We start from the raw sequence: 25,030 nt of genomic DNA on the forward strand, positions 1-25,030 counted from the left end.
TTATTCCAATATTTAACACTCATATTGACTAATCCTTCAGTTTATCAAATAGTAACCAAAGCATTGCTTCGCTTCTTGTTTCAAAATTTTTAATCGACAAAGATAGGCTTTCAGCCAAAACCTCAACAACATTTTCAATATTGCTATCCGTCTTAACTATTCGCGCTACCTTTAATGCGCCTAACCAACCATTCTCCTGGACAGTTATCAGTAATTTAGCCATTTGCGCGGTTGAAAACAGCAATTTGAACTGAGTACTATCAAGTACTACGTTGGTTACTTGATTTTTCCCCGCCATTTTCACAATTGTTTTGAACATATGCTCCAGATCGACTATTTCTTCTGTCTCACCGAAAACGTCACAAATGAGTATTTTATTTGCAGGATCTACTATAAATTCGTATGTTAATGCCATTATCTATACAACATCCGTCTCAATAGAAAAGTGTGCTTTTAACTCAATATTTAACGCATCACCGACAGCCAAAGGAGCCACACCTTTCGGTGTGCCAGTCATTACAATATCGCCAGGCAACAGTGTGAAAGTATTGGAAATATTAGCCAGTAATTCTACGATAGAAAATAACATGTCTTGACTGTTGCCGAGTTGTCTTAATTCGTTGTTAACATGTAAACTAAAGTCTAAGTCGGTAAAATTTTCAACCTTATTTACATCTACAAATTGCGACATTGGGCAACTTAGATCAAACGCTTTCGCACGCTCCCAGGGGTGTCCTTGTTTTTTTAATGCCGTTTGCACATCTCGTAGAGTGAGATCTAAACCTAAGCCGATTCCCCAAATCGCCGCTGCAACTTCTTGTGATGTTACTTTCGATAGTGGTTTCTTAATCAAAACAGCTATTTCTAGCTCATTGTGGCAAGGCCCTAGATTTTTAGGAATAACCACCGATTGACCTAATTCGCATAACGCGGTGGTGGGTTTAATAAACAACAATGGCGCACTTGGAACGGCATTGTCCAGTTCATTAATATGCTGAAGATAGTTTCTTCCAACACAGACAATTTTACCAACTGGTAAGTCAATACTGTTACCTTCACTATCAATATGTTGATATTCAAACATCCCTTTACGATCCTTTTTTAATACGGTCTGACAAATAACTTACAGAAATGCCAAAATAACTCGAACGGTTCCATTTCATCAATGTATGAAAATTATCATAAACCAGATATAACCGGCCATTCTTTCCGTCTGGGTTGATCAATGATGCCTTTAGGTCTAGGTCTGGTAGATCTTGACCATCATAACGCCTAACACCTTGTTTTTGCCACTGGACTAAAGGGCGTTTTTTAGATAATTGTAATCCAGCCACACTAAAGTCAAAATTATCTGGCACACTCACTTGACGTCCCCAAGTGATATCATCACTCCACCCTTCTGATTTTAGAAAATTAGCTATTGAAGCAAAAACGTCAGCTGTATTGTTCCATATATCTTTGCGACCATCGTTATCAAAATCGATTGCATAGTCTAAAAATGAGGTAGGCATAAATTGACTTTGTCCCATTGCACCAGCCCATGAGCCAACAAAATCTTCCAATTTCACATGACCTTGTTTAAGTATGGTTAATGCTGCAAACAATTGTTTTTTAAATAAAGCTTCACGCCTTCCTTCATATGCCAAGGTTACTAGGGAGTTAATAACCGAATGTTTACCCATGATTTTACCAAAGTTGCTTTCATTTCCCCAAAGCGCCACGATAAAACGTTTCTGTACGCCAAAACGCCGCTCTACTTGATCGAGTACTAGTTGATGTTTTTCCATCAAGTCTATCGCTCTTTTGACTTTCCAATCAGGCACGCGAGTGGCTAAATATCTATCTAACGTGATTTTTGTTTCTGGTTGGTTTTTGTCTTTTTTAACTGTTTTTTCACGGTAACTGACGTTTTTAAACACTTCTTCAATAAATTCATTGCTATAACCAAGAGCAACAACTTCTAGCTTTAACTTAGCTAAATACAACTCAAAGCTAGGTTTAGCATTCAAGCTTTGGCTGATTAAAACCAATATAATAATCAATGATTTATATATAAAGTTCATAAGGTTACTGTGCTTTATTTTGTAGCAGATGGGCTTTTAGTAAATTATCTACGGGCGGAGCAAGCTGTAAATAATATCCCTTTGTTTGAAGTTCTAAACGTAATTTATTGATATCCACTCGGGCAAGTTCACGTTCTTTCTTTAAAGGCATAATCATCAAAAAAACAGGCGTACCAAATGTTTTTAACAACGCCTCGGGTACCCTTGAAAAATCATCTCTTCCCTCAACATAAAGATACGTCTCTTGTTTCCTATTACTTTTGTATACTGCGCACAACATTAAGCGTTTTCCTGAAGCAGACTATTGGGTAAATTAAGAGAGGGAATAGCTATCAGTTCCTTAGCGAAGAGCGCGAAACGCCAACTACTCAATAAATCTGGTTTAAGACCCATATCTCTGGTTTCGTCCTGTTCAAACCAGCACCATTTAAGTAATTGATTAATTTGTTTCTTAGAACCAACTAACTCTGGGGGAAGCGAGTATTTTTCAGCAATATTTAGACATACCTTTTTAACGCTAGCAGCTGTATTTTTATATCCGTCGATATCATTTAAGCGTTTTACTCTTGGCGGACAAACCTTGTCAGAAACGTTCTGACAATCTGCAACTATACCTAATAAAGCCTCTCCGTGGATCCGCACTTCATGGGGATTCATACCTTGAATTGCCCGTAATTCATTCTTACTGGTTGGTTGCTGGATTGCAATTGCGACTAAGTTTTCCTCTCTCACTACAAAATTTAATGCCATATCACGCTGTCTTGCGATTTCAGTTCGCCAAGCCGCCAACTTTTTTAGAATTAACAAGGCCTTATTTGATAACTTCCAGTTATTCTTAACGGTTAAGTAAACAGAATCGAGAGGTAAAGGAGTTTGCTTTTTAGTCGCTAAATGCGCTATTTCAGCATATACCCAAGGGAGTTTATTCTGCGCATCTACACGAGATTTAAGTTCCGGGTAGAGTTGCAGCAAGTATAATACGTCTTTAGCTGCATAATCACACTGTTCGTCTCGTAAAGGGCGTGCTAACCAATCTGTACGTGATTCCCCTTTATCGACTGTTATATCAAGCATGATTTCTACTAATTTTGCATAGCCTAACGCTGGCCCCATGCCAACGATACTCGCTGCAAATTGGCTATCAAAAACCGGACTAGGCATCACCTTAAATGCATGCCAAAACGTTTCTAAATCCTCTGAACACGAGTGTAATATTTTTACGACATTTGGATTAGTTAACAACTCTTCCAAGCTCGAAAAGTCGTCAATCGTTAATGGGTCAACCAACACCAATTGTTTACCGTCATAAATCTGTATTAGTCCCAACTGCGGATATAAAGTCCGAGTGCGAACAAACTCGGTATCCACTGCAATAGCTTCCGCTTGTTTCGCTTGCTGGCAAAATACTGCTAGAGCTTTATTATCGGTAATAAAATTGTATTCCATGGATTCCCAATATTAGTAGTCACATTCCCCGTAAAAAAGCCGACTATTGCCGGCCTTTTACATTTACAGGTAAAGTTGAGTTGGCATTATTTATCTCTTAATTCTCTGCGTAGTATCTTACCAACATTACTTTTAGGAAGCTCGTCTATGAACTCAACTTTTTTAGGTACTTTATAACCAGTTAAGTGTTGACGACAATGTTCGATTAGGTCATTTTCAGACAATTCATCATTTCTGCGTACCGCTACTAATTTAACAATTTCCCCAGACACTTGGTGCTCTTCCCCAATCGCAGCGGCTTCTACCACATCACTATGCATGGCAGCCACTTCTTCAATTTCGTTCGGAAAGACGTTAAATCCTGAAACTAAAATCATATCTTTCTTACGATCAACAATGTAAAAATAGCCTTGGGGATCACAGGTAGCAATATCACCAGTGGCTAACCAACCATCGACAATCATTTCTTCTGTCGCCTCTGGACGATTTAGATATCCTTTCATTACCTGAGGGCCTTTTACCAGCATTTCGCCGGCTTCACCCATAGGCACTTCATTACCCTCTTCGTCAACCAGTTTTATATCGGTAGACGGGACAGGCATACCAATTGACCCCTTATAGGCTTCTAAATGAGGAGGGTTAACCGTCACCACTGGTGAACACTCTGTTAATCCATAACCCTCAAGTAAGACGTTTCCAGTAATCTGATGCCACTGCTCTGCCACTGATTTTTGGACCGCCGCTCCTCCTCCTAGAGAAACCTTTAATCTACCGAAATCCAACTCCGCGAAGCCTGGCGTATTAAGTAACCCATTAAATAACGTATTTACTCCTGTAATAACAGTAAACGGATATTTACCGAGCTCGGCAACAAAACCTGGCATGTCTCTAGGGTTAGTAATCAACAAGTTCGGGCAGCCAAATTTTACAAAGGTCAAACAATTGCTCTGTAAAGCAAATATATGGTAGAGAGGTAGAGCGGTAACCGCGAACTCTTTCCCAAAATCAATGACACTCTCTAGAATATTTGAAGTTTGTTCCAAGTTCGCGACGATATTTCTATGGGTCAGCATTGCACCTTTAGACACACCAGTGGTACCACCGGTATATTGTAAAAATGCGAGATCTTCACCATGTATATTGGGCCGCTGATATACTTGCTTATGGCCTTGTTTAAGTGCTTCATTAAACTTTTCTGCTTTGGGTAAATCAAAGGAAGGCACCATCCTTTTAACATGTTTAACCACAAAGTTAGTCGCTACTCTTTTTAGTGGCGACAACATATCTCCTATTGACGTTAGTAGCACCTTTTCAACAACAGTGTTTTCAATAACTTGACTTAATGTACTCGCAAAATTTTCGACAATCACTATCGCTTTAGCGTTAGAATCAAATAACTGGTGCTGCAACTCTCTGGCGGTATACAAAGGGTTAACGTTCACCACTGTCATTCCCGCACGTAAAATACCAAATAGCGCCACAGGATATTGAATAAGGTTAGGCATCATAATAGCCACCGAATCGCCTTTTTTTAATCCCGAATTTTGTAGATATGCCGCAAAGTCACGGGATAGCTGATCTAATTGTGCAAAAGTAATGCTCTTTCCCATGTTGATATAGCTGACATTACTTGAGTATTTTTCGATTGATTGTTCAAAAATGTCAACTATGGATGAATAACGATCAGGGTCGATATCCACCGGAACCTTAGGGTCATAATTCTTCAACCAGATTTTTTCCACTGTGCCTCCAGGCAATTGACTTTTAATCACCTATCTAAAGATGCAAAAGACAAATTATTTTTTTGTTAGAGCGTAAAACTGCGCGCAATTCTAACCAAAGCGTAACCAAAGATAAATCAACAAGTGATTAACAGCTAAGACCAGTTCACTTATCGTTTAAGAAATGCGCTATTACATCAGCAACTGGTTGAGGATTGTCCATATGTAAATGATGAAATCCTTCGCATTCGACCATACTTAAGTTTTTAACCCAATCCAACCTGTTATTTAAGGCAGTTCGCATTGATTGGTATCCTTTTGTTCCTGTTATAACTAAAGTCGGACATTGAATATTGCGCATAAATGCTTCAGCTTGTGACTCTGTCATTCTAAGCGAGCTAAAAGTTCGAAGTCGCCTATCTGTGGTGAAAAACAATTCGTTATTTTCTTCACGGATATTCCGTGTAATCAACAATTTAGCCGATTCAACAGCAATATCTCCCACCATTGCTCTGGCTTCTATTGTGCGCTCAATACTTTTTGGGTGTTTGGCTGCGCTTCTCTGAGCCTTCAAGCGACTGAGGATAGACTCCCTTAGTTGGGTTGGACTACTTTCTGCGTCTTTAGTCATAGGACCAAAAGACTCGATAGAGATAAGTTGACTCACGTACTCTGGAAAACAACTGGCATAGATTGTTGCTATAATCCCGCCCATTGAATGTCCCATTAAGATAAATGATTTCCAACCTTGGGTTTCCACTAATTCATGCAAATCAAAGGGAAAGTCAATAAGGTGATAATGTGCCCCATCACTTCGATGGGAAGATAAGCCATGTCCGACTAGGTCTAACGCTACTATATAATAGTCGTTTAGATATTCAGATATTGGATTAAAGCTTGCGGCATTGTCCAACCATCCATGTAAAGCCAAAATCATTGGTTTGCTAGGATCACCATAACCTATACCTCTAATAACAATATTGGCAAGGGAGAATTCAAGATGTTGTTGCACCGCATTTCCTTTTTTCAAACATAAAAAAGCGGCAATATTTTGCCGCCTTCGCGTAGAACTTTTGCCGGTTATGGCAAAAAACTACCAGTTAATGACTATTAATTTTTTACATAAACAGAAGAACGAATCAATTATTTATGTTGTTTTCGTTCTAATCTTTCTCTTTCATCGCGGTTTTGACTTTGTAATGACCATCCCCACTTGCCTCGCTCAATGAAAGCCGGATTGTGATTATCTGCAATAGTGTTATCAGCTCTAGAAAATCCATCCCAGACATAAAAACCTTCTGCGTTTACTGTAACCACTTGAGTCACTCTTAAATCCGGATAGGGATTGATTACTTCTTTAACTTCCCCAACAAGGGTAAGTACTGCCCCTGACAGCACGCTATTTACATCATCAAAATTAGCAATGAAACTTCCACCACTTCCTGATAATAGCATTGGCTGCCCTGATTGATTGAGTGGGTATTGCGCGACTTTCCCTTTAACAACACCGTTTTGCCGGCGTAACTCAGTAATAACCCCTCCCCACATCACTGTTTTACCAACGGACTCATCTGACACGTTAACAAAACTGATGAGTTGCTGGCTTTTGGTTATGTGCAGTTCACTAGGCATACTTGTGCAACCAATAAGCAATACTGAACTTAATAGCGTTGCAAAAAAAGCTTTCATATCAATACCCAAATCAGGACCCACTGATTATTTTTTGTCACCCTGCGTTTTGATAGGTTTAGGATATGTAGTAGCGCCACTAGGACGGCTCACCTTGACACCATGACCTTTATTTCCGCTTGTACCGCGAATATATAAAGTTCTTGAGTAAGGACGGGGATAATGACCGTACCAATATTGATAAGGCCATACGTGTACACTACTTACGTCAATTCGTTGTACATTTTTCCATAGATAATAACTTTTGGCGTTCGCCGTTGGGAATACATACTCATGCTCGCCTACTAAACCTTTTTCGACACCATTTAGTTCTGCCGTAAAGGTCATTAAACGCCCTACTTTATAAACCATTGGGTCCATAAAACCGTTAACATGGACACGGTATCTGCCCATACTTTCTTCGCCAGAAACAGGGCGTCCATAACCGTTTAATGGATAATAAACCATTTCAAAAACAGTGCTATCAGGTTTGTTTTCTACTTTAGCAATCGCGCCGCCCCAACGTATCATTTTACCTTTAGATTCCTCAGCCTTTGAGGCCGCGTCTTCATAAATCACTAACTGCGTTGTATCGTCGAGTTGAAGTTTTTCTGGAAACGTTGAGCAACCAGCCAGAAAAATAGCGCTTAATAATGCACAAATTCGAGTATTCATAATGATCCTTAGAAAGTTCAAATATTATGATATCCATAGTAACTGAACAGTGACTGAATTTTAATGTTATTTTGATATGTATTAAATAAAGGAATAGATCAAACGAAAGTGTCAACACCCAACAATAATTGGATCCCTTGACGTTGCTGCTCTTTAGCTACGCTTTCATATGCAGCAATGGCAGACTTTTCATTTAAGCTAGAGCCAGAAATGGTATTGCTTTGTTGTTTAAAAGCCGCTGCTTTTTCGACACTGTCATTGTCGCCAGCACGAATAATCGAAACCTTCGGAGTCGATTGCTCTTGTTGATGATTATTATCTGATTTAGCGACACGGGGTTTCTCCCTTGAAGTACGGGTTATATCAGATGTTTTTAATGTTGATACCGACTCTATACTCAACCACTTTTCCTAATCTTTAACCACACTGAAAACCAAGTGTTTGGGCTATTTTGAATTTACGCCCAGAATGCACCTAAACGTATTAACAAGAATCGTTCCAACATTTCAGAGTTGATCGCTACTCTTTTCCTGGCAGTTTTTTCCATGTGACTTTGTCTCGTAAATAAACCGGCTCTATGTTTTCTACATCTGTAGAATAACCTTTTTTGATCAGATACTTAGCTAATGGAAGCATATAGGTTGCATCTGGATACAGTATATTGGTTTGCTGCTGTATTCCCTCAAAAGCATTTAAATCAGGATACGCCTGCCAACCTGTACCCACCGCGGCTCCCGATTTACTGGGATTCTGTTGAAGTATCTTCAGTGCTTGCAAAGGAGAAATAACCTGTTCATCTCCTGTAAGTCTCATGACATCTTGTTCTAGTTTAAATTGAGCAAAATACACCTCAGACATCCGAGCATCGATAGCCGCCGTCACATGTTCGCACTGATGTTGCATGTAGGCTTGCTGAGCCATTGCCGCTAAAGTCGATATTCCAACCACTTGATGACCTGTACCTAGTGCTAATCCCTGCAATACACCGGTTGCGATACGCACTCCGGTAAAGCTGCCGGGTCCGCGACCAAAGCCTAGATAGTCAATATTCTGTAAGCCTAAATTGGCTTCTTTTAACACCTCATCAATCATCGGTAAAATACGTTGACTTTGCTGTTGTGGACAAATTTCAAAACGATTATATACCTGCCCATCAACCTCAAGCGCTACAGAACATGCTTCAGTGGCGGTATCGATAACTAAAATTTTCATGATTGGGTCTCTACTTCATCTCTATCGCTGTTTATTTTTTGTAAAAAATCTAGTGCTGTTGGTAAGTCTCGAGTTCGATGCATATCCGGTAAACTGCCCATAAAAATTTTTCCATAATCTTTAGTTACCAATCGATTATCACAAATTACCAACACCCCCTTATCAGTTTCGTCACGTATCAAACGCCCTGCCCCTTGTTTTAGTGCAATCGCAGCTTGGGGAATTTGTAGTTGAGCAAATGGGTTTCCTCCATTTTTACGACAATCTTCAATTCGAGCTTGCAACAATGGGTCATCAGGTGAGGCAAAAGGTAACTTATCTATTAACACACAAGTTAAATCATCGCCTCGAACATCCACGCCTTCCCAAAAAGCACCGGTACCTAATAACACGGCATCTTTGTTCTCAATGTAACTTTCTAACAATGCCCGTTTGGTAGTGGAGCCTTGTACCAGGATGGGATTATCAATTCGATCTTTGAGTTGCTCAGCAATGGCATTCAATGTGGCATGGCTGGTAAACAATAAAAAACAGCGGCCACGACTTGCTTTAACTAGTTTGATAGATATATCCAACAAAGTCGCCCGCATTTCACGCGCATTGGGCTCAGGTAGAAATCGCGGCACACACAACATGGCTTGATTAGGATAATCAAATGGGCTATCTAGAGACAAAGTACTGGCATTATCCAGCCCCATTTGCTTCTGAAAATGTTTAAAGCCGCCATCAACCATCAGGGTCGCTGAAGTAAAAACCCAGCTACGTTTTGGTTCGGAGATAAAGTCAGCAAATTTTTGGGATATACTTAACGGAGTTAGGTGCAGAACTATATGCCGCATCGTGGTTTCGTACCAAAGGCTGACACCTAACTGAGTAATATCGGTTAAACGCGCCAGTTTTCCCTTAATTTCTGACACTCTTTCAAAAATACTGTCTAAATCTTTGTCGCGACCCAAGTGTAATTTAAGTACTTCGTAAAATACTTCTAGACTATCGGTTAATTTAGAAACTTGCGTTTGCACATCATCACGAGACAACATTTGACGCCAATTACCTTTGGTGGGATTTTCAGGGAATAGGATACGTAAATCGGCAGCAATCATTTTGCATTTTTCAGCGGCACTTTGGAGTTGTTTAGCGTCTTTGAGGACGGTGCGGTAAACCACCTCTACGTCACGACTGATATCCTGCATTTGTCTACTTGAAAACGTCTCCCCAAAATACTCACTGGCTATATCAGGTATTTGGTGAGCTTCATCAAATATCACCACATCAGCCTCGGGTATTAGTTCCCCAAACCCCGTGTCTTTCAATGCCATATCAGCAAAAAACAGATGATGATTGACCACTACTACATCTGCGTCCAGCGCTTTACGGCGTGCCTTTACCATATAACAATCTTCGTAATCAGCACACTCTTTGCCTAAACAGTTATCAGCAGTAGAGGTAACAAAAGGCAAAACTTTAGCGTCCTCTGCCAAAGATTTCATATCCCCCATATCTCCAGTTTTGGTCGTCGAAGCCCACTCTCGAACTTGTGTGAGCTCGGTTAACGTTTGTCTGTCAATCAGGTTAGTGTTGCCACTATGCTGTCGCAATCGATGTAAACACAGATAATTAGCCCGGCCTTTTAACAAAGCCGTTTTACCATTGGAGGCCAAGGCTTTTTTGATCAGAGGCAAGTCACGGTGAAACAACTGTTCTTGTAAATTTTTTGTTCCTGTTGAAACAATGGTTTTTCTTTGAGACAACAAAGCGGGTGCTAAATAAGCAAAGGTTTTACCTGTTCCCGTTCCAGCTTCAACGATAAGAGGCGCTTTGTTTTTAATAGTACTTTCAACCGCAACCGCCATATCAGTTTGCGCTTGGCGCGGCACAAAACCGTCTATGGCTTCAGATAACTTGCCATCGGCTGCAAACAAGTGGGATGTTTTCGACATATTGCCTTAAGGAATAATTGGGATTCAGAAAATAGCCATCGATTATGCCAAAAAGCATCACAACTAACGAGTGAAAATTGCTTATTATCAACCACAACTACCTTTGCCTCGCCTAGATTTCATGTTACTTTTGCCGCAAAATTATTAAGGGTCAATACGATGCCAAAAGCCAGTGAAATTAAAAAAAATGCCGCCGTTGAACATAATGGCAAAACCTATTTAGTCAAAGATATTAACAAGCTGACTCCTAGTGGCAGAGCCGGCGCCAGTTTATATAGAATGCGCTTATATGAAGTAGGCACTGGTGCTAAAGCAGATGAGAGTTTTAAAGCTGATGAAATACTCAATCTAGTCGATTTCCACCGTAATAAAGTCAGTTTTTCTTACGTTGACGGAGATGAATATGTATTTATGGATGACGAAGATTATTCCTCTTATCCTTTAAACTCAGCAACCATAAGTGATGAACTACCGTTTATCACAGAAGATACTAAAGGCTTACAAATCTTATTGGTTGAAGGAAGACCCGTGGGGGTTGAACTGCCCGCATCAGTAGATTTGGTCATTACAGAAACTGATCCTTCAATTAAAGGGGCATCAGCCAGTGCCCGTACTAAACCGGCGACACTGTCCACAGGATTAGTTGTTCAGGTGCCTGAGTACATCGCTTCAGGGGAAAAAATCAAAGTAAATACAACCGAAAGCAAATTTATGGGGCGCGCCGATTCCTAGTTAGTTGGACTAGCAACATATAGCGATCGCAGAAAAACAACCCGATGCCGAGTTTTTCTGCCGTCGCTATTTTGTGGATCAATAACGTTTATTTAATTTCTATATCGCTTCTAAACTGATCACAACCGATTTGTATGCTGGAGTGTTACTTTTGTCGGCTACACTGCTTAAAGGGATTAAGTCGTTAGTCTCGGGGTAATAGGTAGCAGCGCAGCCTTTAGGAATATGATACTTCACCACAGTAAACTGTTTTACCGTTCTGGTGGTTGAGACTTCAATTGGCCAATGACTATGAATATTGACTTGTTGCCCCTCCTTTAATCCTAATTCATCTATATCATCAACGTTTAAAAAAACGACTCTGCGACTACCGTGAATTCCACGATATCTGTCATTGTTAGTATAGATTGTCGTATTAAATTGGTCATGGCTACGGATACTCATCATTAATAAGCGACCTTTGGGCACTTTAACCGACTCGATATCATGTATTATAAAATTTGCTTTGCCATTTATAGTAGAAAATTTACGTTCATCTCGTACTGCATTTGGCAATTCAAACTCACCCTGTTGTTGGATACGTTGCTCAAAGTTTTCAAACCCAGGGATCACCTGCTCAATACCTTCTCGAATATATCTATAATCGTCTCGCATATGCTGCCAATTAATTTTACTGTTGGGTAAAGTTAACAATGCTAACTCAGCTAAAATTGCGATTTCGCTTTTTAAGTGATCTGAAGCTGGCGGTATCTTTCCGTGGGATGTTTGTACTACCCCCATAGAATTTTCTACCGTGACTGTCTGAATACCTGATGATTGCCGATCGATTTCAGTACGTCCTAAGGCCGGTAAAATCAATGCATTTTTCCCTGTGTACAGGTGTGATTGATTTAACTTAGTCGAAACTTGCACCGTTAACTCACAGTTGCTTAGCGCCTGTTTTGTCAACTCATGATCAGGCATTGCACGATAAAAATTACCACCCAAGGCGAACAACACCTTAAGTTTGCCTTGGGCCATCGCTTCTACAGTTTCGACAGCGTCATAACCATATTCTCTTGGCACTGAAAAATCATATGTCTGCTGCAAGGCATTTAAAAAAGAATCAGTAGGCTTTTCCCAAATTCCCATAGTACGATCGCCCTGCACATTACTATGTCCGCGAACGGGGCATACGCCGGCTCCTGGTTTCCCTAAATTGCCTTGGAGCATCAAGAAGTTTGTCATCAACTGAATGTTAGCCACTGCATTTTTATGCTGAGTCATTCCCATTGCCCAACAACAGATGGTTTTTTGAGAGGCACAGGCAATATCAGCAGCTTGATTAATTTGAATTTGCGTTAATCCGCTATGCAACTCAATATCATCCCAAGATGCAGCTAAGAGATCCTCTTTAAACCCCTCAAAACCGGAACAGTAATTTGTGATGAAGTCCTTATCTAACACATCTTGTCCCGTTTCATCTCTTTCAATTAACACTTTGCACAAACCTTTAAGGAATGCCACATCACCATTAATCTTAACCGGTAAGTATAAATCTCTTAATGCGGTACCCGAACCAATCACCCCTTCTATTTCTTGAGGGTTCTTGAATCGTTGCAAACCTGTCTCGTCTAATGGATTGATCGCGACTATCTTGGCTCCTTGACGTTTAGCCGCTTGCAATGAACTCAACATTCGAGGATGGTTTGAACCAGGGTTTTGACCAAATATGAATATTGCTTCGCTATTTTCTAAATCCTCTAGAGAAACACTGCCTTTACCTATACCTATAGTTTCAGTGAGCCCTACTCCACTAGATTCGTGACACATATTGGAACAATCCGGAAGATTATTCGTACCAAATTGCCGAACAAATAATTGGTATAAAAACGCCGCTTCATTGCTTGTTCGCCCAGAAGTATAAAAAGCAGCGTGGTCAGGTGATTCGAGTTTTTTTAACTCGTTGGCAACTAAATTCAAGGCCTTTTCCCAACTGATAGGTTGGTAGTACTTAGCGCCTTCCGCCGAATATAAAGGTTCGACTAAACGTCCCTGGTCATTTAACCATCGGTCGGATTTAGTTTTTAAATCGTCAATACTATGCTTACCAAAAAACGCCGCAGTGGCGCGTTTAAGTGTTGCTTCATCTGCTACGGCTTTTGCACCATTTTCACAAAACTCAAAGGTTGCTCGCTTTAAAAGTGGATCTGGCCAAGCACAACCTGGGCAATCAAATCCTTCAATCTGATTTAGCTTGGTTAACAGTTTAGTCCCTTTAAGTGGCCCGACTTTAGTAGTTACATTTTTATAGGCAGACAACACTGCCGGTACCCCAGCAGCCCAACTCTTTTGTTCGGTCACTTCTAAGTTTTTTACTTTTATCGTCAATTTAGTCATGTTGTTTCAATGCCCCAGCACGGTAGCAGGATTAATTTTAGCGGCTTTAATTGCAGGGTATAAGGTTGCCAGAATACTTAAAAGTATCGCGATAAATGCTGTAAACAATACTTCATTCCAATTTAACTCGGAGGGCAAAAAGTCAATGAAATAGACATCACCCGACAAAAATTGTACTTGGAATATGCCTTCTAAAAAACGAGCGACTTCAGGAAGATTACTTGCCATTAAGACCCCTAGCACGACTCCAATCAAGGTACCAATTAATCCATTAAAGGTTCCTTGCATCATAAACACACCTATAATGAGGCGGTTTTTTGCTCCCATACTTTTAAGCATCGCTATTTCACTTTGCTTTTCATTTACTGCCATGACTAACGTAGACACAATATTGAAACACGCCACAGCAATGACAAGTATTAATGCGATATACACTACCGCACGCACTAATTGAATATCTTGATATAGATTACCGTCCTTTATAGTCCAGTCTGACATATAGACTTCGGGTGATAACTGGTATCCAATTTGTCGTGTTAAATCTCTGGCCATAAACGCGTCTTTGTATCTTAAGCGTATTCCCTGGGCACCATGCTCAATGTTCTGAGCCTGCGCAGCGAGCGACATATGCATAAAGCCGATATGATTGCTCAGTTCTCCGCCCATATCTAAACTAGCAATAATATTGAGTCGCAGTGTTTTTGGGGCACTTAGACTCAAATCCGCAGACAATTGCGGTAGTAAAATCTGAACTTTATCACCAATACTTAAACCCAGCTTTTTCATTAAACCTATGCCTAACATAGTAGCGTTTTCGTCATTTTTAAATTGTTGCCATTGCTCAACCGTCAGCAAACTCGGCACCACTCCCTGAGCATCATAAACTGGATCTATAGCAGTCATTTCGATAGCCTTCATTTTATTGCCTTTTTGCAACATGCCAGTAGCATTCACATAGGGCTCAACAAATGTCACTTCAGGGTGCTGTTGCAAAGCTGTAATTTCTGCCGGCCAGTTATAGATGCCACTTGCAGACACTGACTTAAACTCGGCATGAGGAATAACTGACAATAAGCGGTCCTTCAATTCTTTTTCAAATCCGTTCATCACTGATAGTAACAATATCAGCACAAAACAGCCTAAACCGATCCCAAAAGTTGATGAAGCAGAAATGAATGAGATAAACCCATTCTGACGTTTATTGGTACGAAAACGCCATGCCAATAACCAAACTAAATGCACTAGTGACTACTCGCCAAAGGTTGGCTGTATGCATCAGTTAACTGCCCATCGACTAGGTTGAAAGAACGGTCTAACCTTTTAGCCAATTGAGTATCATGAGTAACTACCACAAAACTGGTTTGCATTTGGTTTCGCAAGTCACTGAGCAATTGATAAATACTCTCACCAGTTTTTTGATCTAAATTTCCTGTAGGTTCATCTGCCAATATTAGCTTAGGTTGCGTAACCAATGCCCTAGCAATCGCTACTCGCTGTCGCTCCCCACCGGATAGTTCAGCGGGCTTATGAGTGTATCTATGGGATAAACCAACCTTATCTAACATCGAACGAGCCATTTCATTTGCTAATTTCAGCGGTTTTTTAGCAATCATTAAAGGCATAGCGACATTTTCTAAGGCACTAAATTCTGGTAACAAATGATGAAACTGATAGACAAAGCCGAGGGATTGATTACGAAAATTGGCTTGTTGGTTACTGTTAAAAGAGAATATATTTTGTTGTTGAAACGTAACTTCTCCTGACGTAGGTTTATCTAGCGCTCCTAGTAAATGCAGTAACGTACTTTTACCTGAACCAGAACTGCCTACAATAGCGACTTGTTCAGCGGTATTTATACTGAAGTTCACATCTTTAAGGACCTTAACTGTGTTCTCTGCGTCACTGTATTCTTTGCTTAGATTGGTACATCTGAGTAACTCACCCATATTCAGCACATTTCCCTACTTTGTATTTGAACTACTTGTTTTTTCATACTTTCGAAGACGTTTCTTTTCACGCCTTTTAGCCAAAATTCGCGCTAACTTTCGCATGCTAACAACTTGATCACTTTCATCAATAATATCGATACCAAATAAGCTCTCGACCAAGTCCTCAACAGTTAACACTCCCTCTAAACCGCCATATTCATCCACTATAAGTAACATATTTCCTCGTTGCGAATGCAAAGGTAAAAACGCATTAGCCAGAGACATACTACTAAGAATGGTCACCATGTCCTTTTGATAAGTTTTAAGTACTTTCTCTGAATTACCGCGTGCAAATGCCAATAACAAATCGGATTTTAATACGTAACCGCTGATCTTTTCGGGTTCGCCATCTTCATAAATGGGGATACGAGAAAACGACACATCAGCATGCTTATCTACAAACTCTGCGACGGTCATCGTTTCAGGTAAAGAAAAGACCACCGTTCTATGGGTCATCGCTTGGCGGACTTTAAGCTGCTTTAAATTTAGTAAATTCTGCATCACCGTGGCTTCGCGGGCTGCAATTTGCCCCTCTTCCATAGATAACGCTGCCATAGCAGATAACTCATCTCTGTTTAAACCAACGAGTGGTGATTCGTCTTGCATTTTTGACGTCATTTTTTGTGCTAGTTGCACTAACGGCCACAAGACGATAATCAAATACTTCAAAAAATAGGCGGTAGCCGGAGCGAGCTTGCGCCAATATGTTGCGCCAAGAGTCTTAGGAATAATTTCTGAAAACACTAAAATTAATAACGTCAAAACAGCTGAGGCAATACCCAAATAAGCATCACCAAACACTGCCGCTGCCTGAGCTCCTGCGCCAGCCGCCCCCATAGTATGTGCAATCGTATTTAAGCTTAAAATAGCCGCCAGAGGTCGGTTAATATCACTGACTTGTTTTTTTAATAACGCTCCCGAAGGATTGCCATTTTTTTCCAGTACAGAAATATAGGCCGAGGAAATACTAAGAATAACGGCTTCCGCTATAGAGCAAATAAATGAAAAACCTAACGCAATAAAGATATACAGCAGCAACAAAAACATAGGGATTAAATCTCAAAGGATGGCGTAAAAAAGCATCAGATTAAAAAGGCCAATTAATATAACCTAAGCTTACCAAACCATTAACAGATTACGTAGCATTAATAGTTGAAAAGTACTTATAATCAAATAATTATCATGAGAGTTTGAATGCTATCGCAGCTATGACCCAAAATTGGGTTGCAACGTTTTACACTTTAGATTACCTATGTAAAAGTTAGAAGATAAAAACGAGCTAATTCAAACTGTTAATATATGATTCGTTTTTGTTGTTCACATATAAAGAGTATTAAGCGACGTGAGCTTTTGGCTATAAATACTTACATTTCTTTGATTACTAACATACACAAAGCCGAATAGAATACTAATCCCAACATTCGATTGTTGACTGAAACAACAAATTTCTAAACTTGGAATTCCGATGAGAACAAGACAACGTAGAGGTGCACTGTCAGCTTTTATTTGCGCGACAAGTTTTATCTTAGGCTTATCACTAATACTTATCATTGCCCCAGACTTTAACAATGGCCCTGATGAACGTTTGCAAACATTGACAAAGTTCAGCGGATTAATGCAACTCTGGTATTTTTTGGTTTATGTAATATTTGGCACATTTTTACTAGTGCTAAGCATCGCTTTACTTGAACCAAACGAAAGAGAACATACACCACTTGAACAAGTAACGACATTGGCGAGTTACCTTTGGGCTTGTTACATATTTGCCAGTGGTTTTATTGCAATCTTTTCAATCGAATTTTTGTTTGCAAACCATTTTCAGTTCACTGGAAATGTCACGGCCATGTGGCGAGATATATACGCAATGCAAATGGGACTGGGCGAAGGAATTGAATGGGTTGGCGCAATTTGGGTCATATTAGTGAATACCTGTTTATATGTGGAAAACAGATTTGGACGTAAAATTGTTTATTTTGGTTATTTAATCAGTGTATTTGGACTCATGACACTGGATGAAAGTTTCCGGGAAATCGGTGCAATTTTTGGCTTATTACAAATAATTTGGTTTGTATGGATCGGCCTATTACTGCTAAAAGACTAAAGCGAACCCCAGTAAATAATAACCCTTTATCCCCATCACAACCGAAGAGATTTCTTCACCTTAGTTTCACCGTTGCTCCCTTATTGTGTAGTTCGTTTTAACTAATGCAAAAAGGACAACCATGCGCAAACTCACTATACCTACACTATTGTTGACACTTATGAGTGCGACAAGTATCGCTACAACGCCCTCGTATTCTTTCTTTCAGGCATCCACGGTGAAAACAGAACTTGCAGAACTGGAACAGTTTAATCCAAGTGGATTTTCTATAAAAATCAGTAGTCAGTGGGGAAACAACTTGTTTACTGAATTTAAATACATAGACACTGACGACACAAAATCTAATTTAACCCTCGAGACTCTACAACGGCAATTTTCTCTTGGCTATTTTCATAGTATTTCAGCAAACACAACGCTCGATTACCGAATAGGATATGGCAACTTTAAAACAACAGGTATCAGCACTTCAGAGTCGAATAGCGCAAAAACCGATTATTATAGCTTAGCGACAAACTTACGCTTTCAGGCCAGTTCCGACCTAGAAATATATGCCGGGTTTGAGGCCCAGAATTGGGAAGGTGATGCAGACCAAAAAGCCTATAGATTAGGAGCCTTGTATGATCTATGGGGATTTTTAGCAGGCGTTGAATACACAAAATTTTCTGACCAAGAGGTTTTAGAAGTCGGGGTACGTTATGCCTTTTAATTCAATTAATGGCTCCATGGCGCTACACAGCTAAAAGACTAAGGGACGTTCTCTAAAGCAAATTGCGTTAAATACCCATGCCAATTAATGATTCGATATCTTACAGCATCAATGATTATTGGCATTCTTAGTTTAAAAAATTTGCGTTGTCATTTAACACTCAACTTTTCAAAATAAGGTTTAAACCCTTTAATCATCTCGCTAACACTGAGATCGACCTTTCACTTTAACCGCCCATTTACACTATTTTCACTATCACAACGTAACTGTCTTCGGTTTGATTTATGGAGAGCTGCCAACCCATTTCCTCAACAATACGGTTAACTAGATATTGACCGTGACCCAACCCTTGATAATACGGACGGTGATTTGAGCCCGCTATTTTATTTTCAAAAATAAGGCTTTGTGAATTTGAAGACACCCGCATTTCACCGCTATTACTGTGATAAAAGCCATTATTGACCAAGTTTTGACATAACAAACTGATTAAATATTGGTTACCTGTTACCAACAGCTTGGGATCAACATTAATTTTTACATCGAAATCAAGGTCAGGGTAAATGTTATAAATATTCAGTACTGTTTTTTCAATAATGGGTAACACCGGTTGTACTACAAATTGCAAATTTTCTTGGCGTGCTAATGCAAGCAACACTTCAACAGTTTGCTCCAATTCTTTGGATGCCTGAGAGACCACTTTAGTCGCTTCTAAATCCAGCGTATTTGATGGGCTCAATGCAATGGTATTTTTGATAAGAGTAATTGGAGTTCTAAGCTCATGGCTTACATCTCGAGTAAAGTTCTGCTCCCTTTTTAACAATGCTTGAATTTTTCCATAGGATTGTTCAAGCGCATTGGCCAAGGTGCCAATTTCATCCTTTCGGTTAAGACCAAACAACGACTCCTGACTTCCCTGAGTTCGCAGTTCAATATCCTGGGTCAGTTTTCTAATAGGTGTTGAAAGCCACTTAGCCAGGTACCACGAACTCAAAAGACAAAGTACACTAACACTTGCAGAAATACTGAATAAAAACAGAGATTTAAAATCGCTCAGATGTTTGTTAGCTTGAATTGACGAAATATTTAAAAGTAACACAAGCTCGTCACCACTAGCGTTAATTGCATTTTGAAACAAATAGTGATCTCCTTGGTCGTCTATGAACTGTCCTGCCTCTTTATCTCGAATCTTTGCTTTTATCCAATTTGGAATGACGGAATCTTTATCGTAAAGATTAAAATAGGCTGAATCTGGTGATGTGAGGATTAAATTTGCAACACTTTCTCGGTTTTTCAGACTTTGTGATTGTGCGACTAACAAGGATTCATACGCGTTCAATTCAGCCGTTTCAATTATTAATGCTGTAAATCGAATAAAAAACAAACACACAATAATAGACAAAGTTGAAAAAGCAAAAAGCAGTCGCCCATTTAGGCTCTTAAACTTAAGCATTTAGATCCTTTAGTTGATATCCGATATTACTAATAGTGTGTAATATTTGTCGATTAGTTGTGCCTTCTAAAGATTTACGCAATGTGTATATATGTGATTTTAATGCATTGCTCTCTGGTGGTTCATCACCCCATATATGTTGCAGCAACTCTGAACGGCTAACTGGATACGGATAGGATTGCATCAGTTTGTGTAATATAGTGAAACCCACTTTTGTTGTTTTAATGTGATTCCCCTTCCACTTAACTTGATGGGCTCTCACATCAACTGATAACTCACCTTCACTCAATACTGAACACTGATGAAGTTTAGGCCGTCTAGCCAGAGCTTCACAACGTAGTATAAGCTCTCTTAAGTCGAAGGGCTTGGTAAGGTAGTCATCAGCCCCATTACCAAATCCTTTTACCTTGTCTTCAAAAGCATCTCGCGCCGTCAGCATTAGGATTGGAATATTTACCTCGGCAAGTTTTCTTATTTCGGCGCATACATGCAAACCATCGGTATCGGGTAAATTAAGATCTAAGATCACCACATCAAAATGATGGGAAAGTGCCAATTTTAACCCTAATTTTCCATTTGCAGCATAATCAACTGTGCAACCATGTACCTCTAAGAAACTAATGATTTGTGTTGCAATAGCCTGATTATCTTCGACCAATAAAATATTCATGTTTTGCTTCATTTTTATTACTCACAAAATAAACTCGTTCAAACGATGTCAATGAACCTCAAATGAGTTTATTAGTTTAAGAAAGTAAAAGTGATTTTAGGGTGAATTAAAGCATTAATTTATCGAAAGACCGCGCTAGCAGCGAGGAATTTTTATCACAAAACGAATTTCAGTGGAAAATTAGTATAATCATTAGCGCTTTGCTTACCGCAAGCTTACCAATAAATAACAAAAAGGAGAGACTTTAGATACACTAGATTTGAATCATATAATTTAATGGCGGAACGGACGAGACTCGAACTCGCGACCCCCGGCGTGACAGGCCGGTATTCTAACCAACTGAACTACCGCTCCAGTTTTCTTTCTAATTTCAACGACTTAGAAGAAGTTCTTGTGAACCGCCTCCTCAACCGCGGCGCAGATAATACGGGTTCACCCAATACTAGTCAATAGCTTTTTCACAGGAAATTCAGTTAATAGTATCGTTTGCTGTCGTAATGAACAATTTGTTGAATAAGCAGCCAAACAATCACTCTTTTGGGATGCCTAACTCCATAATATCTGACTCAGGCTGTTCTTTTGGCTGGGATTTTTTTTGTGGCGGCAATGGTTTCGCCTTTCTCTTAAATATTTTCGCAAAAAAACCGGGCTTTTTGTCAGTATCATTTGAATCGATTGGCGTTTTTGATTTTTTAAAAAACTTAAAATTTGGCTTTCTATCCAGAGTTAACCACCAAATTAATCCCCCACCTACAACCAATAGAATGAGATTAATAGCGACAATCACCGAAACTAACATGGTGGTAGACATATTTTCACTATCATCTGGGGTGACTGTTTCAGATAAAAGATTGCCCTCGCTGGCGCCATTTACACTAGTCGTAGCATCCCCCCCATTGTTTGTCGTTTCCGCAACGACTGGTTTCGGCTCTTCAGTAAGAAAACTATACTCAGGCACGTCTAGAATAAATTCTCTTCCATCTGTAGTATTGCCATAAGCGGTTAGCTTTACTCGGTATACCCCATATTCATAATTAACTATTAAGTATTCGCGAATATCAGATGACATATCTGTAATCGAAAAATTCTGAATATCACCATTTGGAAATCTAACTTTGCCGTCTAACAATAAAGTAGACATATCCACGTATTCTCGCTGAGCATCCACTTTTAGTTTGTGATAACCATCCCCTCCTCCGTCAAGTTCAATGTCAACCTTTATCGGGTTAGCTAAAAGCATGATATTCGGATCTACTTGCTCGCGGGTAAACATAGGGGTTGAAACAGAAAAACTTGGGATCCATTCGCCGTCAGCAATGGCTAAATTAAATTGACCTGTAAACTCCCCATCTAAGGGAATTTCGTCCATACCTTTACCATTGTCTTCCAACGTTGCGACAATTTCGGTATCTGCACCAAAATTATTGTAATTAGGATTGTTGGTACTAGCTAAAGAAATAGTCAGTTCTACCACATCTCTAAACGCAGTGTAATCAATCGGAATACCGTTGTTGGTTAGGTAGGCCGTTTGTTTAAGAATTTCACCGGAAAAGATCATATTAGGCAATGGCTCTGCGTGTAATGCCAAATCACTGATTACCATTACTCGACTTTCTGGTGTAATTCGTCCTACAGCTTGCCAAGGCCCTGGCGTAGGATTTTTGATGCTGATCATGTCATATGTACTGGAATCAAACCAAAATACATTTTCACCATCAGCATCAGATTGAAAAATTTTAGAGCCGTCGGGTTTCACTAATACTATGGGAGCAGAGCCAAATTTGCGGAAAAAAATCATGGTAATTTCGTCTACTTCAAAATCGATTCTAAACCGATTTTGAAGTAGCTCAATACCATTGTGATATTTTGACCCCAATTGTGTCAGCGGGGAAGCACTTTCTTGACTGTTATCTGGGTCATTCGCAATTTGGGAGCTATCTTGGGTACTTTGCGCATTAGCTTGTAACGACAAGCTCATATATGCAAACAGCCAGAAAATTAGAGCAGTTACGACCGATCTAAACATGTTTACTCAACTCTCTATTTTGTCACTGTTGTAGTCTCTACTGACGCCATATGCAGGCTCCACTCTTTTCAGCTACTATATCTAAACGACTTTCATGCTGTTCCAATTCATCGGCCGTAGCCATCACAACCTTTAACGGTTTTCTATCAGTTGACAATCGACGAACCGTTTCTACCTGTATTCCACCTTCTGTATTCGCCTTACCAGTTAAGTTGAGATCCGTTTGCCCCCCAGTCATCATCAGATAAACGTCGGCTAGAATCTCTGCATCTAACAATGCCCCGTGCTTTTCTCGATGTGAGTTATCTATGCCGTAACGACGACACAAGGCGTCAAGGTTATTTTTTTGGCCTGGGTGTATCTTCCTAGCCAAATCTAGGGTGTCGAGCACTGTACACATTTTTGCAGACTCTTTTACAGCTAAGCCGGTGAGTCGATTAAACTCATGATCCATAAACCCAATGTCAAAGGGTGCGTTATGAATAACGAGCTGAGCCCCACTTATAAACTCAATAAAATCTTTAGCGATAGCACTGAAAGTGGGTTTATCAGCTAAATATTCATTAGTGATCCCATGTACTTCAATTGCCTCTTGTTCCACTAAGCGCTGCGGATTAATGTAAACGTGGAAGGTATTACCTGTGAGGCGGCGATTGACCATTTCAACACACCCAATCTCAATAATACGATGCCCTTCTTTAGGGTCTATTCCGGTGGTCTCGGTATCTAAAACAATTTGGCGCATTTCTCACTCTTTTTAAAATTTAGTGGCATTAACAATCTTGGTCATTATACTGCGCAAAATTGAACATGAAAGATAAACAGGCTTGCAAATGAAACAAGTAGAAATTTTCACCGACGGTTCCTGTTTGGGCAACCCTGGTCCAGGCGGTTACGGTGCCGTGTTGATTTTTGATAAGCATCGAAAAGAAATCAGTCAAGGTTTTAAACATACCACCAATAACAGAATGGAACTGTTAGCGACTATCGAGGCACTGGCCCTACTTAACGAAGAATGTGAAGTTAGCCTTACCACCGACAGCCAATACGTTAAAAATGGCATTAACCAATGGATTAAAAATTGGCGCAAAAATGGCTGGCGTACTGCTGATAAAAAACCAGTGAAAAATGTCGATTTGTGGAAACGTTTAGACCAACAAGTCAATAAACATAAAGTCAGTTGGTTTTGGGTAAAAGGTCACTCAGGTCATCCTGAAAATGAAGCGTGTGACCAACTTGCCCGCCAAGCCGCTGAGGGTAAAAATTTACCGGAAGATAGCGGATTTTCCGGCTAAAGGTTTTAACAGACCGGTACTTAAGCGATAAGTCAGGCGTATTTACTTATCGCTCCACATTGCATATTCGTTTTCATTTCCGTCACAAAAGTGGAACCTATGGCCACCCGGAAATTCGAAGGTAGGGATCTTAATTGTGCCACCGGCAGCCTTAATGTCCGCTTGGCTTTGGTCTAAATCATCGCTATAAAGTACCACAAGCACGCTGCCTTTATCCGCAGACACACTTTGCTCAGAAACGTATAGTCCGCCGTCAATACCCGCTCCTGAAATTGCAGCATAATCATCGCCATAATCAATAAATTTCCAACCAAACACTTGATTAAAAAAAGCTTTGCTCGACGCTAGAGCTTTCACTGGGATTTCAATATAGTTAATTTTATTATGTTGGCTCATTGTATTTACCTATTGCTTAAACCATGATGTTAGCAATATGTAGACGTAAATTTTCACTAAAAATAATTAAAATTGAGGACAGTCAATGCGTGTAATTGAAAATATCTGTTTGTTATTAGGTCGATTATTAATGGGCGGCTATTTTATCTTGCCGGGAATACAAAAAATAACCCACTACCAAACCATGAATGATTATATGTTAGCTCACGGCGTACCTGCTACCGCAGCGTTATTACCTGTGACTATCGTCATTCAAATTACAGCGGGCTTTGCCATAATTATTGGCTTCAAAGGCAAACTAGCCGCATTACTGTTAGCCGGATTAACCCTAATAATCAGCCTTTACATGCATGATTTTTGGAGTTTAGTTGACGGCTTGGAACGTACTCATGAAACCCAAAACTTCTTTAAAAACATGGGGATTATGGCTGGGCTGTTAATGGTTACAAGCCTCGGGACAGGCAGACTAAGTCTAGACAATAAAAAGCCTAAAATTGATTCCTAGCGCAGCTTAGATCTAGTTCAATTTTTTTGGGGAAAACTAAAGGCCAACGTATTTTAT

At 39.8% G+C, this 25,030-nt stretch carries 26 protein-coding genes and 1 tRNA gene; 5 read left to right on the forward strand and 22 right to left on the reverse strand.

The features are described 5' to 3' along the window. Nucleotides 1-28: 28 nt before the first annotated feature. The 12 genes from ABJK37_RS12815 to ABJK37_RS12870 all read right to left on the reverse strand — a co-directional run bounded on the left by ABJK37_RS12815 (nucleotide 29) and on the right by ABJK37_RS12870 (nucleotide 10,725). On the reverse strand, nucleotides 29-415 hold the full coding sequence (locus tag ABJK37_RS12815) for a hypothetical protein (RefSeq protein WP_348354255.1): 387 nt from the start codon (nucleotides 413-415) through the stop codon (nucleotides 29-31). A gap of 3 nt (nucleotides 416-418) precedes the next feature. Next, entirely contained in the window at nucleotides 419-1,084 is a 666-nt protein-coding gene (locus ABJK37_RS12820; RefSeq protein ID WP_348354258.1) for a fumarylacetoacetate hydrolase family protein, read from the reverse strand. Nucleotides 1,085-1,088: 4 nt separating this feature from the next. After that, nucleotides 1,089-2,063, reverse strand: a complete 975-nt coding sequence (locus ABJK37_RS12825) for a lytic murein transglycosylase (protein ID WP_348354261.1) — start codon at nucleotides 2,061-2,063, stop codon at nucleotides 1,089-1,091. A gap of 4 nt (nucleotides 2,064-2,067) precedes the next feature. Further along, on the reverse strand, nucleotides 2,068-2,343 hold the full coding sequence (locus tag ABJK37_RS12830) for a YcgL domain-containing protein (RefSeq protein ID WP_348354264.1): 276 nt from the start codon (nucleotides 2,341-2,343) through the stop codon (nucleotides 2,068-2,070). After that, complete coding sequence (gene rnd, locus ABJK37_RS12835) at nucleotides 2,343-3,509, reverse strand: ribonuclease D (protein WP_348354267.1); 1,167 nt, start codon at nucleotides 3,507-3,509, stop codon at nucleotides 2,343-2,345. The genes ABJK37_RS12830 and rnd overlap by 1 nt, the downstream gene beginning before the upstream one ends. An 86-nt stretch (nucleotides 3,510-3,595) precedes the next feature. Next, on the reverse strand, nucleotides 3,596-5,251 hold the full coding sequence (fadD, locus tag ABJK37_RS12840) for a long-chain-fatty-acid--CoA ligase FadD (RefSeq protein WP_348354270.1): 1,656 nt from the start codon (nucleotides 5,249-5,251) through the stop codon (nucleotides 3,596-3,598). Between the two features lie 145 nt (nucleotides 5,252-5,396). Beyond that, a complete protein-coding gene (locus ABJK37_RS12845; RefSeq protein WP_348354273.1) occupies nucleotides 5,397-6,242 on the reverse strand; it encodes an alpha/beta hydrolase in 846 nt (281 codons plus the stop codon). Nucleotides 6,243-6,373: 131 nt separating this feature from the next. Further along, the gene (locus ABJK37_RS12850) at nucleotides 6,374-6,919 is read right to left on the reverse strand and encodes a Slp family lipoprotein (protein ID WP_348354276.1); all 546 of its coding nucleotides are present in this window, start codon (nucleotides 6,917-6,919) and stop codon (nucleotides 6,374-6,376) included. A gap of 27 nt (nucleotides 6,920-6,946) precedes the next feature. Continuing rightward, nucleotides 6,947-7,573, reverse strand: a complete 627-nt coding sequence (locus ABJK37_RS12855; protein WP_348354279.1) for a Slp family lipoprotein — start codon at nucleotides 7,571-7,573, stop codon at nucleotides 6,947-6,949. Between the two features lie 98 nt (nucleotides 7,574-7,671). Further along, entirely contained in the window at nucleotides 7,672-7,974 is a 303-nt protein-coding gene (locus tag ABJK37_RS12860; RefSeq protein WP_348354282.1) for a hypothetical protein, read from the reverse strand. A 118-nt stretch (nucleotides 7,975-8,092) separates the two neighbouring features. Beyond that, the gene (gene tsaB / locus ABJK37_RS12865; RefSeq protein ID WP_348354285.1) at nucleotides 8,093-8,785 is read right to left on the reverse strand and encodes a tRNA (adenosine(37)-N6)-threonylcarbamoyltransferase complex dimerization subunit type 1 TsaB; all 693 of its coding nucleotides are present in this window, start codon (nucleotides 8,783-8,785) and stop codon (nucleotides 8,093-8,095) included. Next, nucleotides 8,782-10,725 carry an ATP-dependent DNA helicase gene (locus ABJK37_RS12870; RefSeq protein WP_348354288.1) on the reverse strand — a complete coding sequence of 648 codons (1,944 nt, stop codon included), beginning with the start codon at nucleotides 10,723-10,725 and terminating at the stop codon, nucleotides 8,782-8,784. The genes tsaB and ABJK37_RS12870 overlap by 4 nt, the downstream gene beginning before the upstream one ends. A gap of 159 nt (nucleotides 10,726-10,884) precedes the next feature. Here ABJK37_RS12870 and yeiP point away from each other — a divergent pair, with 159 nt between their 5' ends. Next, the gene (yeiP, locus tag ABJK37_RS12875) at nucleotides 10,885-11,457 is read left to right on the forward strand and encodes an elongation factor P-like protein YeiP (protein ID WP_348354291.1); all 573 of its coding nucleotides are present in this window, start codon (nucleotides 10,885-10,887) and stop codon (nucleotides 11,455-11,457) included. 99 nt (nucleotides 11,458-11,556) lie between these two features. Here the strand turns inward: yeiP and ABJK37_RS12880 are convergent, their stop codons facing one another. Genes ABJK37_RS12880 through ABJK37_RS12895 form a run of 4 tightly spaced genes read right to left on the reverse strand, consistent with a single transcriptional unit; the run spans nucleotide 11,557 to nucleotide 16,871 of the window. After that, a complete protein-coding gene (locus ABJK37_RS12880; protein WP_348354294.1) occupies nucleotides 11,557-13,836 on the reverse strand; it encodes an FdhF/YdeP family oxidoreductase in 2,280 nt (759 codons plus the stop codon). A 6-nt stretch (nucleotides 13,837-13,842) separates the two neighbouring features. Next, nucleotides 13,843-15,078 (reverse strand): lipoprotein-releasing ABC transporter permease subunit, encoded by a 1,236-nt coding sequence (locus tag ABJK37_RS12885; protein WP_348354297.1) that lies wholly within the window; start codon nucleotides 15,076-15,078, stop codon nucleotides 13,843-13,845. Then, a complete protein-coding gene (lolD, locus tag ABJK37_RS12890; protein WP_348354300.1) occupies nucleotides 15,078-15,782 on the reverse strand; it encodes a lipoprotein-releasing ABC transporter ATP-binding protein LolD in 705 nt (234 codons plus the stop codon). The genes ABJK37_RS12885 and lolD overlap by 1 nt, the downstream gene beginning before the upstream one ends. Nucleotides 15,783-15,797: 15 nt before the next feature. Further along, complete coding sequence (locus ABJK37_RS12895) at nucleotides 15,798-16,871, reverse strand: CNNM domain-containing protein (RefSeq protein ID WP_348354302.1); 1,074 nt, start codon at nucleotides 16,869-16,871, stop codon at nucleotides 15,798-15,800. A gap of 418 nt (nucleotides 16,872-17,289) precedes the next feature. Here ABJK37_RS12895 and ABJK37_RS12900 point away from each other — a divergent pair, with 418 nt between their 5' ends. Continuing rightward, entirely contained in the window at nucleotides 17,290-17,925 is a 636-nt protein-coding gene (locus ABJK37_RS12900) for a hypothetical protein (protein WP_348354305.1), read from the forward strand. Between the two features lie 121 nt (nucleotides 17,926-18,046). Further along, nucleotides 18,047-18,631 (forward strand): hypothetical protein, encoded by a 585-nt coding sequence (locus ABJK37_RS12905; RefSeq protein WP_348354308.1) that lies wholly within the window; start codon nucleotides 18,047-18,049, stop codon nucleotides 18,629-18,631. Nucleotides 18,632-18,869: 238 nt separating this feature from the next. Here ABJK37_RS12905 and ABJK37_RS12910 read toward each other — a convergent pair whose 3' ends face one another. The 5 genes from ABJK37_RS12910 to dnaQ form a co-directional block, all read right to left on the reverse strand. Continuing rightward, the gene (locus ABJK37_RS12910; protein WP_348354311.1) at nucleotides 18,870-20,081 is read right to left on the reverse strand and encodes a histidine kinase dimerization/phospho-acceptor domain-containing protein; all 1,212 of its coding nucleotides are present in this window, start codon (nucleotides 20,079-20,081) and stop codon (nucleotides 18,870-18,872) included. Beyond that, nucleotides 20,074-20,763 carry a response regulator transcription factor gene (locus ABJK37_RS12915; protein WP_348354314.1) on the reverse strand — a complete coding sequence of 230 codons (690 nt, stop codon included), beginning with the start codon at nucleotides 20,761-20,763 and terminating at the stop codon, nucleotides 20,074-20,076. The genes ABJK37_RS12910 and ABJK37_RS12915 overlap by 8 nt, the downstream gene beginning before the upstream one ends. Nucleotides 20,764-21,028: 265 nt before the next feature. Then, a tRNA-Asp gene (locus tag ABJK37_RS12920) sits at nucleotides 21,029-21,105 on the reverse strand. 175 nt (nucleotides 21,106-21,280) lie between these two features. After that, nucleotides 21,281-22,777, reverse strand: coding sequence for a TIGR03503 family protein (locus tag ABJK37_RS12925; RefSeq protein ID WP_348354317.1), 1,497 nt, complete (start codon nucleotides 22,775-22,777; stop codon nucleotides 21,281-21,283). Between the two features lie 37 nt (nucleotides 22,778-22,814). Then, complete coding sequence (gene dnaQ, locus ABJK37_RS12930; RefSeq protein WP_348354320.1) at nucleotides 22,815-23,522, reverse strand: DNA polymerase III subunit epsilon; 708 nt, start codon at nucleotides 23,520-23,522, stop codon at nucleotides 22,815-22,817. Between the two features lie 88 nt (nucleotides 23,523-23,610). Between dnaQ and rnhA the strand changes: the two genes are divergently transcribed. Beyond that, complete coding sequence (gene rnhA / locus ABJK37_RS12935; protein ID WP_348354323.1) at nucleotides 23,611-24,072, forward strand: ribonuclease HI; 462 nt, start codon at nucleotides 23,611-23,613, stop codon at nucleotides 24,070-24,072. Nucleotides 24,073-24,114: 42 nt separating this feature from the next. Here rnhA and ABJK37_RS12940 read toward each other — a convergent pair whose 3' ends face one another. After that, entirely contained in the window at nucleotides 24,115-24,468 is a 354-nt protein-coding gene (locus tag ABJK37_RS12940) for a VOC family protein (protein ID WP_348354326.1), read from the reverse strand. Nucleotides 24,469-24,553: 85 nt separating this feature from the next. Here ABJK37_RS12940 and ABJK37_RS12945 point away from each other — a divergent pair, with 85 nt between their 5' ends. Beyond that, nucleotides 24,554-24,973, forward strand: coding sequence for a DoxX family protein (locus tag ABJK37_RS12945; protein ID WP_348354328.1), 420 nt, complete (start codon nucleotides 24,554-24,556; stop codon nucleotides 24,971-24,973). Nucleotides 24,974-25,030 lie beyond the last annotated feature (57 nt).

Origin of the sequence: Paraglaciecola sp. (genome assembly GCF_039964565.1) — a bacterium.
Lineage (GTDB): Bacteria > Pseudomonadota > Gammaproteobacteria > Enterobacterales > Alteromonadaceae > Paraglaciecola.